Source organism: Caulobacter sp. DWR3-1-2 (assembly GCF_049896225.1).
Taxonomy (GTDB): domain Bacteria; phylum Pseudomonadota; class Alphaproteobacteria; order Caulobacterales; family Caulobacteraceae; genus Caulobacter.
Window position 1 is genome coordinate 296095 of sequence record NZ_JAFCTW010000005.1, and the last position, 14475, is coordinate 310569.

General features: G+C 66.4%; 15 protein-coding genes. 7 read left to right on the forward strand and 8 right to left on the reverse strand.

Annotated features, from left to right (window positions below):
* Nucleotides 1-30: 30 nt before the first annotated feature.
* The 3 genes from ACP696_RS10050 to hemE are packed head-to-tail and all read right to left on the reverse strand — an operon-like array spanning nucleotide 31 to nucleotide 2578.
* Complete coding sequence (locus ACP696_RS10050) at nucleotides 31-498, reverse strand: CopD family protein (RefSeq protein WP_426010397.1); 468 nt, start codon at nucleotides 496-498, stop codon at nucleotides 31-33.
* Entirely contained in the window at nucleotides 495-1553 is a 1059-nt protein-coding gene (gene hemH, locus ACP696_RS10055) for a ferrochelatase (protein ID WP_426010398.1), read from the reverse strand. The genes ACP696_RS10050 and hemH overlap by 4 nt, the downstream gene beginning before the upstream one ends.
* Nucleotides 1550-2578, reverse strand: a complete 1029-nt coding sequence (gene hemE, locus ACP696_RS10060) for a uroporphyrinogen decarboxylase (RefSeq protein ID WP_426010399.1) — start codon at nucleotides 2576-2578, stop codon at nucleotides 1550-1552. The genes hemH and hemE overlap by 4 nt, the downstream gene beginning before the upstream one ends.
* 451 nt (nucleotides 2579-3029) lie before the next feature.
* Here hemE and ACP696_RS10065 point away from each other — a divergent pair, with 451 nt between their 5' ends.
* The 6 genes from ACP696_RS10065 (at nucleotide 3030) to ACP696_RS10090 (ending at nucleotide 7465) form a co-directional block, all read left to right on the forward strand.
* Entirely contained in the window at nucleotides 3030-3932 is a 903-nt protein-coding gene (locus ACP696_RS10065; protein ID WP_426010401.1) for a pyruvate, water dikinase regulatory protein, read from the forward strand.
* Complete coding sequence (locus ACP696_RS10070) at nucleotides 3929-4528, forward strand: Maf family protein (protein ID WP_426010403.1); 600 nt, start codon at nucleotides 3929-3931, stop codon at nucleotides 4526-4528. Before ACP696_RS10065 ends, ACP696_RS10070 begins: the two co-directional genes overlap by 4 nt.
* Nucleotides 4525-5388: a shikimate dehydrogenase gene (gene aroE / locus ACP696_RS10075; RefSeq protein WP_426010405.1), complete on the forward strand. Its 864-nt coding sequence runs from the start codon at nucleotides 4525-4527 to the stop codon at nucleotides 5386-5388. The genes ACP696_RS10070 and aroE overlap by 4 nt, the downstream gene beginning before the upstream one ends.
* Nucleotides 5385-6008 (forward strand): dephospho-CoA kinase, encoded by a 624-nt coding sequence (gene coaE, locus ACP696_RS10080; protein WP_426010407.1) that lies wholly within the window; start codon nucleotides 5385-5387, stop codon nucleotides 6006-6008. The genes aroE and coaE overlap by 4 nt, the downstream gene beginning before the upstream one ends.
* 6 nt (nucleotides 6009-6014) lie before the next feature.
* Nucleotides 6015-6731 (forward strand): DNA polymerase III subunit epsilon, encoded by a 717-nt coding sequence (gene dnaQ / locus ACP696_RS10085; protein ID WP_426010408.1) that lies wholly within the window; start codon nucleotides 6015-6017, stop codon nucleotides 6729-6731.
* Nucleotides 6732-7123: 392 nt separating this feature from the next.
* Complete coding sequence (locus ACP696_RS10090) at nucleotides 7124-7465, forward strand: endonuclease domain-containing protein (RefSeq protein WP_426010410.1); 342 nt, start codon at nucleotides 7124-7126, stop codon at nucleotides 7463-7465.
* 114 nt (nucleotides 7466-7579) lie between these two features.
* Here ACP696_RS10090 and xth read toward each other — a convergent pair whose 3' ends face one another.
* The 4 genes from xth to ACP696_RS10110 form a co-directional block, all read right to left on the reverse strand.
* Nucleotides 7580-8386, reverse strand: a complete 807-nt coding sequence (gene xth, locus ACP696_RS10095) for an exodeoxyribonuclease III (protein WP_426010411.1) — start codon at nucleotides 8384-8386, stop codon at nucleotides 7580-7582.
* A gap of 260 nt (nucleotides 8387-8646) precedes the next feature.
* Nucleotides 8647-9300: an outer-membrane lipoprotein carrier protein LolA gene (locus ACP696_RS10100; protein ID WP_426010412.1), complete on the reverse strand. Its 654-nt coding sequence runs from the start codon at nucleotides 9298-9300 to the stop codon at nucleotides 8647-8649.
* 203 nt (nucleotides 9301-9503) lie between these two features.
* Nucleotides 9504-11927, reverse strand: a complete 2424-nt coding sequence (locus ACP696_RS10105; RefSeq protein ID WP_426010414.1) for a DNA translocase FtsK — start codon at nucleotides 11925-11927, stop codon at nucleotides 9504-9506.
* 336 nt (nucleotides 11928-12263) lie between these two features.
* On the reverse strand, nucleotides 12264-12770 hold the full coding sequence (locus tag ACP696_RS10110; protein WP_426010415.1) for a DUF1993 domain-containing protein: 507 nt from the start codon (nucleotides 12768-12770) through the stop codon (nucleotides 12264-12266).
* Between the two features lie 128 nt (nucleotides 12771-12898).
* On the opposite strand from ACP696_RS10110, the gene ACP696_RS10115 reads away from it, so the two are divergent.
* Nucleotides 12899-13333: a CBS domain-containing protein gene (locus tag ACP696_RS10115; protein WP_426010416.1), complete on the forward strand. Its 435-nt coding sequence runs from the start codon at nucleotides 12899-12901 to the stop codon at nucleotides 13331-13333.
* A gap of 104 nt (nucleotides 13334-13437) precedes the next feature.
* Here ACP696_RS10115 and mdh read toward each other — a convergent pair whose 3' ends face one another.
* Nucleotides 13438-14400 carry a malate dehydrogenase gene (gene mdh, locus ACP696_RS10120; protein WP_426010417.1) on the reverse strand — a complete coding sequence of 321 codons (963 nt, stop codon included), beginning with the start codon at nucleotides 14398-14400 and terminating at the stop codon, nucleotides 13438-13440.
* Between the last annotated feature and the right edge of the window lie 75 nt (nucleotides 14401-14475).

Below are 14475 nucleotides of genomic sequence, written 5' to 3' on the forward strand. Positions count from 1 at the left end.
GGACCGCCGGGTCAAGCGGAGCCGCGGGCGTCAGTGGCTCAGGAACTTCGTCGTCACCGACAGCACGATGACGATCGCCGCCAGGAACGGCAGTTCATTGGTCATCCGCCAGAACTTCTCCGAACGGGTGTTGGTCCCATCCGCGAAGCGCTTGCGGGATTTCGACATGAAGCCGTGCCAGGCGAACAGGAAGATCAGGGCGGCGATCTTGGTCAGGGCCCAGGGCTGCAGGACGAAGTCGTGGCCCAGGCGCTCGCTGTCGATCATGCCCAGCAACAGGCCCATCAGCAGGGCCAGGATCATCGCCGGGTTGATGATGATCTTCATGGTCCGCAGCTCGGCCAGCTTGAACACCCCGTCCATGTCCGAGCCTGGCGTGGCCCTCATGTGATAGATGAACAGACGCGGCAGGATCAGCATACCGGCGATCCAGGCCATAACGAAGATGATGTGCAGGCCGCGGATCAGGTTGAAGTACGGCGCCAGCAAATCGATCACGCCTGGGCTCCCTGCTTGTTGGGGCATTGGGTTCGATCGCCGCCACAACGCCAGGCGCAGGCGGTGACGATGGGCTCGGCGGCGGCAAGCGCGTTCTGGACGATCTGGCCCAGACCGCCAATGAACTTCGGCGTGACGCCCAAGGCGGGCGCCCGGACATAGGCGGGGCAGCCGGCCTTGATGGCCACGTCGCGATATTCGTGGTCGAGCTCGACCAGGGTCTCGATATGTTCGGAGACAAAGGCGATCGGCGTGATCACCAGGGCCAGGCCCTGCTCGCTGGCGGCCTTGATCTCCTCCTCGGTCGACGGACCGATCCACTTCATCGGGCCGACCCGGCTCTGATAGGTCACCCGCCAGTCCCAACCCGCGCCGAGCCGCGCCATGACTGCTGCGGCGGTGGCTTCGATCTGCTGCTGGTAGGGATCGCCGGCCAGGATGACCTTTTCCGGCAGGCCATGGGCCGAGAACAGCAGACGGGCTGGCCCGGGCCGGCCAGCCTTGTCATAGGCGGCCTGGATCAGCTCGGCATGGGCCTGGATGAAAGCCTCGTGTGTCGGATAGCAACAGACGGTCGAGATTCGGCCCGGTCCCGCATAGGCCTTCTTCCAGGCCTGCAATGAAGAGCCCGTCGTCGTGGTCGAGAACTGGGGGTAAAGCGGCAGCAACACGACCTCATCCGGGGCGAAGGCCTTCACCGCCTTTGCGGTCTGGTCGGTCAGCGGCTTCCAGTAGCGCATGGCGATGAAACATCGGGTCTCGGCGTCTGGGAAACGGGCGGCCAGGTCGGCTTCCAGCGCGCTCGCCTGTTTTTCGGTTTCCGGCAGCAGGGGCGAACCCCCGCCCATGATCGCGTAATTGGCCTGGGCCAGCTTGGTGCGTGTGGTGGAGATCAGCGCCGCCAGAGGATAGCGCGCGATCGCGGGCAGGCCGATGATCGCCTTGTCACGGAACAGGTTGAACAGGAACGGCCGCACCGAGTCCTGGCCGTCCGGGCCGCCCAGGTTGAACAGGACGACGGCGATCTTGCGCCTGTTCCCGCTAAGGGGGCTCACTTGCCAGTGACCCGGGCTAGTACTGCTTCGACATGGGCGATCGGCGTGTCGGGCAGGATGCCATGCCCCAGGTTGAAGATGTAGGGGCCATCACCCCACTGCTCGAGCAGTTGATCGACCCGCGCCAGCAGGGCGTCGCCGCCGGCCCGCAACAGCAGCGGATCCAGCGCGCCTTGGATGGTCTTGGTCTTCTGGATAGTCTGGCCCAGCTCGGCCGAGGCCTGGGTGTCCAGCGCCACGCCCTGCACCGGCGTGACGCGAGCATAGCGCTCGACCAAGGCGCCTGCCCCGCGCGGGAAGCCCATCACCGGCGTGGTCACGCCCCGAGCCCGCAGGCCTTCGACGATGGCGGTGTGCGGCTTGATCACCAGCCGTTCGAACAGCGGCTCGGACAAGCCCTCGGCCCAGCTCTCGAACAGCTTCAGCACCTGGGCGCCGGACGCCGCCTGCATGGCCAGGTAATCGATCGTCGCATCGACCAGCACCTGAATCAGTCGGTCAAGGATCTCGGTATTCTGGTAGGCGAAGGTTCGCGCGCCAGAGCGGTCGCTGGAACCGCCTTCGATCATGTAGGTCGCCACCGTCCAAGGCGCGCCGGCGAAACCGATAAGGGCGCGCTCCGGCTCGAGGGCGGCTCGCACGCGGCTCAGGGTCTCGCCCACCGCGCCCAGCGCCTGGCCCGCCTGTCCGGTCAGCTCGGCCATCGACTCAATCGATGGCAGCTCGCCCAGCTTGGGACCCTCACCCGCCTCGAACCACACCTTCTGGCCCAAGGCCTGGGGGATCAGCAGGATGTCAGCGAAGACGATGGCCGCGTCATAGGGAAACCGCCGCATCGGCTGCAGCGTGACCTCGGCGGCCTTTTCCGGATTTAGACAGAAATTGATGAAGGTCGGCTCGGTGGCGCGCACCGCCCGGTACTCCGGCAGATAACGCCCCGCCTGGCGCATGAACCACACCGGCGGTCGCTCAGCCTTCTGGCCATCCAGGACGGAAAGGAGCTTGGGCTTTTGAGGCGTGGTCATGAGGGTGTTAAATCCCGTCAGGCGCTCGGGCTCAAGCCCGTATCTCCCCGGAGGTCTCTCTTCCCTTCTTCATTCTTTTAATAAGTTTTTAAGGAAGTTTGCAGAAGGTGATGGGCAAGTGCCTAACGGGGAAAACCCCGTTGCGATGCACCATGCCCCCCGCCCGTCGCAGATCCGTCCCAACATGACCCACATGTGGGCGTGAGCCTGTGAACTGTGGGGATAATCCGCTAGCGCTTCGAAATCCCTAACGAAACGTTAAGATGGTGAACAGCGTCCTAACCCTGAGCGCGGACTCATCCCGCGCTTGGGAGAATCGCGACATCACCCTTGTGGGTGCAAACTGAGACTGGGGATTGTCCGGCGTCAACGTGACCGTTTAACACAGGGGGTGCGGCAAGGGCCGTAGCGGCGCGGGATTCACCCACGTTCACCCCCAGAGGCAAGGCACGTGGTTAAGCAACCGTTAACGGATGATCCACAGGAAACCGGCCCCGGTGAGAGCGAGCGGGCCGCGCCGCGGTTCGCCACCTACTTCCATATCCACCTGGTGTCGGACTCGACGGGCGAGACCCTGAACGCCATGGCCCGCGCGGTCTGCGCGCGCTTCACCGACATCCTGCCGATCGAACACATCTACGCGCTTGTCCGTTCCACGCGCCAATTGGACCGGGCCCTGAAGGAAATCGGCGGGGCGCCGGGGGTGGTGATGCACACCATCATCGACCCGACCCTGCGCGCGGCCCTTGAAGAGGGTTGCCGGCGTTTGGAAATGCCTTGCATCGCCGCCCTCGATCCCGTGGTCAGCGCCATGTCGCGCTATCTGGGCGCCCGGATCTCCACCCGGGTCGGGGCCCAGCACGCCCTCAACAATGACTATTTTGACCGGATCGAGGCGCTGGACTACGCCATCGCCCATGATGACGGCCAAGGCGGCCAGGACCTGACCCAGGCCGACGTCATCCTGGTGGGCGTCTCGCGCACCTCCAAGACCCCGACCTGCATCTACCTCGCCCACCGCGGCGTGCGGGCCGCCAATGTGCCGTTGGTGCCGGGTCGTCCGCCGCCCGAAGAGCTGTTCACCCTGAAAAACACCCTGATCGTCGGCCTGATGACCACGCCCGAGCGTCTGATCCAGATCCGTCGCAACCGCCTGCTGTCGCTGAAGGAGAACCGCGAGAGCGACTATGTGGAGACCGACGCGGTGCGCGCCGAAATCATCGCCGCGCGCCGACTGTTCGAGAAACAGGGCTGGCCGATCATCGACGTCACCCGCCGCTCGGTCGAGGAGACGGCGGCGGCGATCATCAACCTGCTGTCGGGCGGCCGTGGCCAGGTCGAGGTTCTGGGATGAGCTCACCACCCATTACCCTGGCGTCGAAGAGCGCGGCGCGGATGGCGATCCTGCGCAACGCCGGCGTGACCTTCGAAGCCGTTGGTTCGGGCGTCGATGAGGAGGCCGCCAAGGCCGGACTGCTGGCCGAGGGCGCCAGCCCCCGCGAAGTGGCTGACGCCTTGGCCGAATTGAAGGCGTTCAAGGTCTCGACCAAGCGGCCCGGCCTGGTCATCGGTTCGGACCAGACGCTGGAACTGCACGGCGCGCTGATCGACAAGGTCGATACGGTCGAAGCGGCCCGCGCGCGATTGATCCAGATGCGGGGCAAGGTCCACAAGCTGCACTCGGCCGTGGTCGTGGCGCGCGACGGCCAACCGATCTGGCGGATCGTCGAGACCTCCAGGCTGTCGGTGCGAAACTTCAGCGACGCCTGGCTCGACGGCTATCTGCAACGCAACAGCCCCGACATCCTGTGGTCGGTCGGCTGCTATCTGCTGGAGGGCGAAGGCGTGCAGTTGTTTGAGCGGATCGACGGCGATTATTTCGCCATACTGGGCCTGCCGGTCACCGGCCTGTTCGACTTCCTCAGGCTGCACGGAGCCCTCCCGACATGAGCGCGACCACGACGGGAGCCGCGATCGTCGCTGGCGTCTGCGGCCAGCCGATCCGCCACTCGATGAGCCCGGTGATCCACAACGCCTGGATCGCCGCCGCCGGCCTGGACGCCGCGTACGTGCCCTTCGCGCCGGGCGAGGAGAATTTCGAGGCTTTCGTCGAGGGCCTGAGGGGCGGCGCGATCCGCGGCCTCAATGTCACGATCCCCTTCAAGGAACAGGCCCTGGCCTGCGCCGACCATTGCAGCGACCTGGCCCGAGTGGCCGGCGCGGCCAACCTGCTGATCTTCGAGGCCGACGGAACCATCCGCGCCGACAATACCGACGGTCCAGGCCTGATCCAGGCGATCGCGGCCCAGGCCCCGGGGTTCGATCTGGCCCTATCGCCGGTGATCATCCTCGGTGCGGGCGGCGCGGCCCGCGGCGCGGCCGCCGCCCTGGCCCTGGCGGGCGCGCCGAGGATCAGCATCGTCAACCGCACCGTGGCTCGGGCCGAAGCCATCGTCCGTTCCATCGGCGGCGTGGTCGAGGCGGTGTCGGACGGTGAACTCGAGGCTCTGCTCGGCCAAGCCGGCCTGGTGATCAACGCTACGTCGCTGGGCCTGGGCGGCGGACCCGGACCCGCGGCACGGTTGGAGCTGACACCTAAAAACGCCGTGGTCGTGGACATGGTCTACAAGCCCCTGCACACGGAATTCCTGAGACGCGCCGAGGCGGCCGGTCGGCGCACCGTGGATGGCCTGGAGATGCTGTTGCGCCAGGCCGTCCCCAGCTTCGAGGCGTTTTTCGGGGTGAAACCGCCGATCTCGGTAGACGTCCGCGCCCTGGCTTTGGCGCGGCTGGGCGAGGCCGCCCGATGATCATCCTGGGCCTGACCGGATCGATCGGCATGGGCAAGTCGACGACGTCGAAGATGTTCGCCGATGAGGGTGTGCCGGTCTACGATTCCGACGCCGCCGTGCATGCGCTCTATGCCAGCGGCGGGGCGGCGGTGGCTCCGGTCGAGGCGGCCTTTCCAGGCGTGGTGATCGACGGCGCCATCGACCGAACCCGCTTGAGCCAGGCGGTGGTCGCCAATCCTGAAGCCCTGCAGATCCTGGAATCGATCGTGCATCCCCTGGTCGGCGCCGACCGCGTCGGGTTCTTCGAGGAGGCGGAAAGCGAGGGCGCCGACATCGTGGTGCTCGACATTCCCCTGCTCTACGAGACCGGTGGCGACAAGAAGGTCGACAAGGTCGTGGTGGTCTCGGCCCCGGTCGGCATGCAGCGGGAGCGGGTTTTGGCCCGGACCGGCATGGAGCCCGCCAAGTTCGAGGCCATACTGGCGCGCCAGACTCCCGACGCCGAAAAGCGCGCGCGGGCCGACTTCGTGATCGATACGGGGCAGGGCCTGGACCACGCCCGCGGCCAGGTCCGCGACATCCTGGCTCGTCTTCGCGCCGTGGCTCCGCTTGAAGGCGGCGCCGAACACGCTCATTAGAGTCCGATGGCGCGGGAAATCATCCTCGATACCGAAACCACCGGCTTTGATCCGAAGACCGGCGACCGGCTGGTGGAAATAGGCTGCATCGAGGTGGTCGATTTCATGCCCACCGGGCGGTCGTTCCACGAATATTGCGACCCGCTGCGCGACATGCCGGCCGAGGCCCAGAAGGTGCACGGTCTTTCGATCGAGTTCCTGACCGGCAAGCCCAAGTTCCACGACATCGCCGACCGTTTCCTGGAGTTCGTCGGCGACAGCCCGGTGATCGCCCACAACGCCGCCTTCGACCGCAGCTTCGTCAATTTCGAGCTGGAGAAGTGCAACCGCGGGCCGCTGCCGGAGAGCCGCTGGGTCGACACATTGGCCATGGCCAAGAAGCGCTTTCCGGGCATGTACAATTCGCTCGACGCGCTGTGCAAACGCTTCAAGATCAGCCTCGACAGCCGCGACAAGCACGGCGCCCTGATCGACGCCCACCTGCTGGCCGAGGTCTATCTCGAACTGCAAGGCGGTAAGGAACGGGCCCTGGAACTGACGGCGGTGGTGGCGATCAACGCTGTCTCGGCCGCCCGGGCCGGCTCCTACGGCTCGCGAGCCCGGCCCCTGGCCCCGCGCTCGACCGAGGAAGAACGCGAGGTTCACCTGGCCTTCATCCAGAAGAACTTCAAGGACAAGGCCGTCTGGATCCAGTTCGGGGTCGGCGCCGCGGCCGAAGGGTAAGCCCACCAGCGGAGAGCGGGTCTCCAATCGCGCTCCGTTCGCGTCGACTTGGGCCGCGAAGCATCGCCAACCCCCCCAGCCTAGCCGGCGCGGAGAGTAGGACCGGCCTGTTGCATGGACTCGCCTTGAAACCTTGACATCGTCAGACGCCAGAGCTCCGATCCACCAAGGCTTTAAGGCGTGGCCGCATCCGGGGCGGATGCGGGCGGTCGCCAGGAAGCAGACATTCCGAAAGTCAGAGAAGGGTCGAGGTCGGTCGTCCTGAACCCCTCTCTCTTTGAGAGAGGGAGGGGCCCGCCGCGAAGCGGTGGGAGGGTGAGAGGTTTCACCGCATCCGGAAATCCCGATTTCTCTCGTTGAACTCGCCCAACGCCTCCGCTCAAGCTGTCGTCATGGATGCGACCGCCACCGTCCGTCGTCTTCGCCAAAACCAGACCTTGGCCGAAAAGGTCATGTGGAAACTTGTCCGCAACCGCCGGCTGGGTGGGTTCAAGTTTCTGCGACAGGTCTCGATCGACCGCTATTTCGCGGACTTTGTTTGCGAGTCGGCCAAGCTCATCATCGAGTTGGACGGCGCCGCCCACGCGGGACGCGAGGGTTACGACTCCCGTCGCACCCAGACCCTTGAGCTGTTCGGATACCTGGTTCTGAGATTCAACAACGAGCGTGTCCTGGCTGATCCCGGCGGCACTGCGGACGACATCCTGGCCGTGCTCCGATCAGACAGGGTGTAACCTCTCACCCTCCCACCGCTGCGCGGCGGGCCCCTCCCTCTCTCGAAGAGAGAGGGATTCCTTTGGTCCGCAACGGGTTGAAAGCAGAAGCTCGCGCTGATCCAGAAAGCCGCCCTAGACCAGCAGATCCGCCGTCACTGGCGCGTGGTCGCTGGGGCGCTCCCATTCGCGGACCGTGTCGTGGACCCGCGACGACACCTTGCCGTCGATGAAAGCCGCATCGCGCAGGCCGGGGCTGGCCAGGATGTGGTCCAGGCGCAGGCCGCGGTTGGACTTTCGGAAGTCGGCGGCGCGGTAGCTCCACCAGCTGAACAGCTTTTCCGGCTCGGGCGTGGCCAGGCGCGGCAGGTCCAGGAAACCGATCGAGTCCACGAGACCCGCGAAGGCTTCCAGCTCGACCGGCGTGTGGCTGACGATCTTTGACATCTGGCGATGGCTCCAGACGTCGTTTTCGCCGGGCGCCACGTTCAGGTCGCCGGTCAGGATCAGCGGCGCCTTGGGGTCGCGCTTCTGCATCTCGGCGGTCAGGGTCTGGTAGAAGTCCAGCTTGTGGTCGAACTTGGGGTTCACGGTCCGGTCGGGCGTGTCGCCGCCGGCCGGGACATAGAAGTTATGGATCTCGACGCCGGCTACCGTGCCCGAGACGCAGCGGGCATGGCCCTCGCGGCAGGCGTTCAGGGGCTGTGAGTCTTCGATCGGCAGGCGCGAGGCGATGGCCACGCCGTGCCAGCCCTTCTGGCCCATGATTTTCAGGTGGGGCAGGCCCATGGCGGCGAAGGCTTCGCGCGGGAACTCACCCTCCTGGCACTTGATCTCCTGCAGGCACAGCACGTCGGGCCCCTGCTCATCGACGAAACGGGCAGCCTGCTCGGCGCGGAGGCGGACGGAATTGACGTTCCAGGTGGCGATACGAAGGCGCATGCCGCTCCCTCTAGAGGTTCAGTTCGGGGGCCGGCAACGAAAAACGCCCGGACGCATCACGCGTCCGGGCGAAAGTTGGGTCTCTCATGCCGCCGCCGGGAGGGGATAGATCCGGCACGGTTGCGAAGGGCGGGTCGGGCGCTCTTCGCCATGCGTGTTAAATCTGCCACGGCCACGGCCTAAGTCAAGAACAATCGCGTTAACAACTTGCATGTTGTCAAATTGTCGCATTTCGAGGCGCTAAATCGCTCAAAATACAACTAGGGCTTACCCACGCGGCGGCGAGGATCGGAAAGCACGAAAAGTTTCGGGTCCAGGCCTGAGGTCTTTTCGAAATCCACCAGCCGCACGCGCGTCTCGCCGCCCTTGGCGTCGGTGACCGTCCAGCCCATCAGGGCGGGAGTGTTGCTGAAGTCCAGGCTGATGCGGCCCAGGGTCTGGTGCTTGGCGTCCTGGGCGACGATCGTGAAGCCATCATTGAGCTTGCGCACCTCGGTGATGGTGACGCCACGATCCAGGCGCACCTCGCGAGCCAGCAACAGGGCCAAGGGCGTGCGGCTCAGCGGATAGCTTTCGAAGGTCTTCAGGCGACTGTCGAAGATGTTGACGCTGGAGCCGTTGCTGACCACCAGCAGACCTGTCGGACCGTCATAGGCGAATCGCGCCTTGCCGGGGCGCTGCAGGTAGAAGGTCCCCTGGGTCTGGGTTCCGCGCGCGTCGGTCTGGACGAAGCGGCCCTTGGCCGAGCCCAGGGTCTGGATATAGGCCGAGGCCTGATCGACCAGCGCCTTGTCCTGAGCCGACAGCGGGGCGGCTGGGGCCGGGGCGGCCAAGGCGGCGGCGCCCATGGCGGCGGCCAGGCCGAGGCCAGTGGCGGCGAGAACGAAGCGACGGGTCGGGGTGGTGGTGGTCATGCGATCTCCTAGTCTCCAACCTTTGCCCTGCCCTTGCGACCAGCGAAAGGCCATCGCGCGACCCTTTTCAGGCGCTGGGATGAAGCGCTGTTCAGGTTCGGGCGGTTCGGGCGAGGGGAAACGCCGCTAAACGGCCAAGGTTTCAGGGCGCGCGGTCGGGGACATGCGAATGCGGATGTCCCCGTCAGCATTACGATCGTCGGCTACATCGGCGGCGGCGGCGGGGCGAGGATGTCGCGCTTGCCAGCATGGTTGGCGGCGCCGACCACGCCTTCCTTTTCCATCCGCTCCATCAGGGAGGCGGCGCGGTTGTAGCCGATCTGCAGGCGGCGCTGGATATAGCTGGTCGAGGCCTTGCGGTCGCGGGTGACCACCGCCACGGCGTGGTCATAGAGGTCGTTGGCCCCGCCCTCGCCCGCGAAGGCGCCCTCGACAGCCTCTTCCTGTTCCTCGTCGCCGCCGGCGGTGACCTCTTCCAGATAGTTGGGAATGCCCTGGTCGCGCAGGAACTTGGCCACGGCCTCGACCTCGCCGTCGCTGACGAAGGGCCCGTGCAGGCGGGTGATCCGGCCGCCGCCGGCCATGTAGAGCATGTCGCCCTGGCCCAGCAGCTGCTCGGCGCCCTGCTCGCCCAGGATGGTGCGGGCGTCGATCTTGCTGGTCACCTGGAAGCTGATCCGGGTCGGGAAATTGGCCTTGATGGTGCCGGTGATGACGTCGACCGACGGGCGTTGGGTGGCCATGATCAGGTGGATGCCGGCGGCGCGGGCCATCTGAGCCAGGCGCTGGACCAGGCCCTCGATGTCCTTGCCGGCCACCATCATCAGGTCGGCGACCTCGTCGATCACCACCACCAGATAGGGCATGGCCTCGGGACGGATTTTCTCGGTCTCGTAGATCGGCCGGCCGCCATCATCGAACCCCGTTTGAACCGTGCGTTCAAAATGTTCGCCCTTGGCGGCCGCCTCGTTGGCCTTTTCATTATAGCCCGCGACGTTGCGAACGCCGATCTTCGACATCCGGCGATAGCGATCCTCCATCTCGCGCACCGTCCACTTCAGGGCGACGATGGCCTTCTTGGGGTCGGTGACGACGGGCGCCAGCAGGTGGGGGATGCCGTCATAGACGCTGAGCTCCAGCATCTTGGGGTCGATCATGATGAACCGCACCTGCTCGGGCGACAGCTTGTAGAGGATCGACAGGATCATGGCGTTGACGCCGACCGACTTGCCCGAGCCGGTGGTGCCGGCGATCAGCAGGTGGGGCATCTTGGCCAGGTCGGCGATATAGGGCTCGCCGCCGATCGTCTCGCCCAGGGCCATGGGCAGGGCGTGGCTGGCCTTGTCATAGTCGGCGCTGGACAGCAGGTCGCGCAGATAGACCGTTTCCTTGCGGGAATTGGGCATCTCGATGCCGATGGCGTTGCGGCCCTGGGCCACGGCGACGCGGCAGGAGATGACGCTCATCGAGCGCGCGATGTCGTCGGCCAGGGCCACGACGCGGGCGGTCTTGGTGCCGGCGGCCGGCACCAACTCGTACATGGTGACCACCGGGCCAGGGCGGATCTGGTCGATCTGGCCGCGCACGCCAAACTCCGCCAGCACGCTTTCCAGCAGGCGGGCGTTCTGGCGCAAGGCCTCTTCGTCGAACTCGGCCGAGCGCGGCTTGGGCTTGGCCAGCATGGCCAGCTCGGGCAGCTGGAACCCGCCTTCGGCTTCGAAGTCGAAGGCCTTCTGCTGTTCGCGCTGTTCGCGGCTATTGACCCTGCCCGGAACCTTGGGCTGGGCGATGGCCATGGGACGGGGCTCGAAGCTGGGCGCGAAGGCGTCTTCGTCGGCCGGGGCTGGCGCGGCCTTGGCCGGCTTGGCGGCGCGGCGCGCCGCGACGGGCGCGGTCTCAGGGTCGGCTTCGATCACCGGCGCGGCCCGGCGCGGGGCGCGGGGACGGGCGGCGGCCTCGGGTTGCGGTTCAGGGGCCAGGGCCAGGGGCGCCCGTTCGCGCGGCATCAGGCCGCTCAGGGTCTCGGCGATGGCGTCGGGGTCAAAGCGGCGGAAACCGATGGCGTAGCCCAGGGCCACGGCGGCGCCGAGGGCCAGCAGCAGGGCGGCGATGATCCTTGCGCCGGGCAGGCGGGCGAAGGCCAGCAGGCCGGCCACAGCGTTCAGCAGGCCGTCGCCCCAGAACCCGCCCAGGCCGCGGGCCAACTGCCAGGCGGCGGGATAGGGTGGCGCGGCCAAAAGACCGGCCAGGGCCAGCAGGCCCAGGCCGCCGACCAGGGCGCGCAGCCGCAGATCGCCGCGATGGGCGGAAGGGTCGGGCTGCGAGACGCGGGTCATGCCGAACACCAGCATCAGCAGGGCCGCGACCCAGCCGCTGAGGCCCAGAGACTGCATGACGATGTCGGCCAGGGCCGCGCCGGCTCCGCCCAGGGCGTTGGTCGCGGGCTGACCGGTAACGGCGTTCAGGCTTGGATCGGTGGCGTTGTAGGTGGCGACCGACAGCAGCAGACCCGCCCCGACCACGCAGACCACCCCGCCCCGGAAGCGCGCCGACCAGGGCTGGCTCCAGCCATAGCGGATAGCGTCCCAAACCAGTCCAACACTCGATCGCCGCGCCGCTCGCGCCATGGACAGTCACCTTGCACTCGTAGAACCCGCCGAGTCTGGGCCAAGAGGGTTAAGGGGCGTTTACCTCGCCGGCCGATCGGTGTGGTTTGGAGTCGCGGTTTAAAGGACTTCAATGGACGAGAACAAAAGCGGAACATACGTCCGGAGTCGTCGTCCCGTGGAGTCACTCTGGCCCGTAGCCCGCCGTTGGTAGGGGGGTCAGTGGGTGGAGTCATGGATCAGCAGTTATTGGGCCAGTTGGCGGTGGTGTTTTCGGCGGTCGGCGGGGTGATCACGGCCATGGCGACCTTGGTGTGGGCGTTCCGGCGGCGGCCTTGAGGGGTCGCCGCCGACACATCATGCGGAGCCGAGGTAATCCTTCTTGCCCACCTCGACGCCGTTCTTGCGCAGGATCGCGTAGGCGGTGGTCAGGTGGAAGAAGAAGTTCGGCTGGGCCTGGGTCTGCAGATAGGCCAGGCCCTTGACCACGCTGGTCTCGCCGCGGCGCGTCAGCATGATGTCGCGGTCCTCGGCGTTTTCGAACAGGGCGGAGTCCAGGCCTTCGACATAGGCGATGGCGCGGTCGACGCGGGCGATCAGGCCGGCGAAATCGGTCTCGACGTCGTCCCAGGCCGGAACCTCCTCGCCGGCCAGGCGCGCGGCGCAGCCCTTGGCGAAGTCGGTGGCGATCTGAACCTGGCGCAGCAGCGGGAACATGTCGGGGAACAGCCGGGCCTTCAGCAGGGCGTCGGGGTCGAGTTTCTTCGCGTCAACATGGGCGGCGGCCTTGGTCAGCACGCCTTTCAAGCCCTTGAGGCCCTGGACGAAGACCGGAACGCTGGCCTGGTGAATGGTGATCGACATGAGGAGCTCCTGGATGTGGAGCGGACTTAGCCTGCGTCGGGGTTCGTCGGGAAGCGCCGCGACGGAACGGGCTGCTCGCCTCGGGGTTCTGTCAGGGTCCCATTCACTCCCTCCAGGAGCACTTCCCCATGAAAGTCAGCGACGCGATGACCGGCCAGGTCTCCACCGCCGCCCCCACCGACACCGTGCGCAAGGTCGCCCAAGTGATGGCCCATGTCGAAACCGGCGCCGTGCCGATCGTCGATGAAGACGGCAAGGTGATCGGCCTGGTCACCGACCGCGACATCGTCTTGCGCGTGGTCGCCGAGGGCCGCAGCTTCGACTCGCCGATCTCCGAGGCGATGAGCGACGGCGAGGTCTACAGCGTCAAGGAAGACGACATCCTGGCCGACGCCACCGCCAAGATGGCCAGCCACCAGATCCGCCGCCTGGTCGTGCTCGACGACGCGGGCAAGCTGACCGGCATCCTGTCGCTGGGCGACGTGGCCAAGGACTACGGCGCCAAGCAGGTCGGCAAGACGCTGGAAGACATTTCCCAAGAGGGCGGCGAGGCGGCGCAGTAATCACTGTTGGGGACATGCCCATGGGCATGTCCCCAACCTTGCCACAACGCAAAAGGGCGGCCCGCGAGGAGCCGCCCTTTCTCGTATCCGAAAGCCCTAAAAGCTTAGACCAGCGAGCTGTCGATCGCCTTGCAGGCTTCCATCAGGCCCTTCACCGAAGCGACCGAGGCGGCGAACATGGCCTTTTCCTCGTCATTGGTTTCGAACTCGATGACCCGTTCCGCGCCGCCGGCGCCGATCACCACCGGCACGCCGACATAGAGGCCTTCCAGGCCGTATTGGCCGGTCAGGAAGGTGGCGCAGGGCAGGACGCGCTTCTTGTCCTTGATGTAGCTGGTGGCCATGGCGATCGCGCTTTCGGCCGGGGCGTAGAAGGCCGAGCCGGTCTTCAGCAGGGCGACGATCTCGCCGCCGCCGCCACGGGTGCGCTTGACGATGCCGTCGAGCTCTTCCTGGGTCATCCAGCCTTGCTTGACCAGTTCCGGCAGCGGTAGACCGCCGACCGTCGAGTGGCGAACCATCGGCACCATGTCGTCGCCGTGGCCGCCCAGGGTCCATGCGTGGATGTCTTCGACCGACACGCCGGTCTTCTCGGCCAGGAAATAGGCGAAGCGCGCGGAGTCCAGCACGCCGGCCATGCCGATGACCTTCTCCTTGGGCAGGCCCGAAAACTGCTGCAGGGCCCAGACCATGGCGTCCAGCGGGTTGGTGATGCAGATCACGAAGGCGTCGGGGGCGTGGGCCTTGATGCCCTCGCCGACGGCCTTCATGACTTTCAGATTGATGCCCAGCAAATCATCGCGGCTCATGCCCGGCTTGCGCGGGACGCCGGCGGTGACGATGCAGACGTCGGCCCCGGCGATCTCTTCGTACGAATTGGCGCCCTTCAGGACGACGTCCTTGCCGAACACGGCCGAGGCTTCTGCGATGTCGAGCGACTTGCCCTGGGGCGTGCCCTCGGCGATGTCGAACAGAATCACGTCGCCCAGCTCTTCGCGCGCCGCGATATGGGCCAGGGTGCCGCCGATCATGCCGGCGCCGATGAGGGCGATCTTCGCGCGAGCCATGGGGTCTCCATCAAGGCTGTGGACGAGAAATGTCGGGCGCGGTCTACGCCCGCAACGGCCCGGCCTCAAGCCCCC